1 protein-coding gene and 1 pseudogene are annotated in these 602 nt (G+C 38.0%); both read right to left on the bottom strand.

Going from position 1 to position 602, the window contains the following annotated elements; genetic code table 11:
• A pseudogene (locus tag ACFILO_RS09740) lies at positions 1 to 188 on the bottom strand (hypothetical protein); the annotation flags it as partial.
• Entirely contained in the window at positions 157 to 510 is a 354-nt protein-coding gene (locus ACFILO_RS09735) for a hypothetical protein (protein ID WP_375613771.1), read from the bottom strand. The gene ACFILO_RS09735 and the pseudogene ACFILO_RS09740, both read right to left, overlap by 32 nt.
• Positions 511 to 602 lie beyond the last annotated feature (92 nt).

The following is a 602-nucleotide window of genomic DNA, read 5'->3' as shown; positions in this document are numbered from 1 at the left end:
CGCCCGATATAGGTACCAGAAAGTGGATTTTTTGCCTCCTGTAGCGTTAAACCGAAGCGCTTTGCACGCATTTCTATTGCCAATTTATCAACGGCTTCACGCGGTGTTTTGCAACGTGATATACGTCCGTTTGGTTCTCTTAGCTGCCCTGCTATTTTAGGGCGTCCCCTCTTTTTGTTTTTTTTCACTTATGTCCTCAGATGTCTGTTTAATATCTTGCCAAATTCTCTCTGATCTTGACCATGAAATTCGATTTAAAAAGAACAATAAAACCACTAAAATGCATATTACAGCAGCAACACCTAACTTAAGTTTTAAGTGACTTTGATCCCAAGAAAGTTTTAAGAGCAGAATGAAAAGTGTACTCAATAAAGCACCCATCACTATACTGTAATAACTCATTGATGTAGATGACATACAATCTCTTAACAGCTCTATATCATTCTCTGTAAGCATATAAACGGGTTCAGATTCTTCTGTACTAACCCTAGACTTCTTTTTACTATCCATTAAAGCACCTTCTGTTTAAAAAGGAACACTGTCATTCATAACGGTATGGGGCGTATCAAGAGGTCTGTAAATGCTTCTGTCATAAGCAGATG

Origin of the sequence: Bartonella sp. AP72JLCBS, from assembly GCF_042195705.1 — a bacterium.
Classification (GTDB): Bacteria; Pseudomonadota; Alphaproteobacteria; order Rhizobiales; family Rhizobiaceae; genus Bartonella.
The sequence above is the reverse complement of the archived record's forward strand: the minus strand, read 5'-3'. Positions and strand labels throughout refer to the sequence as shown.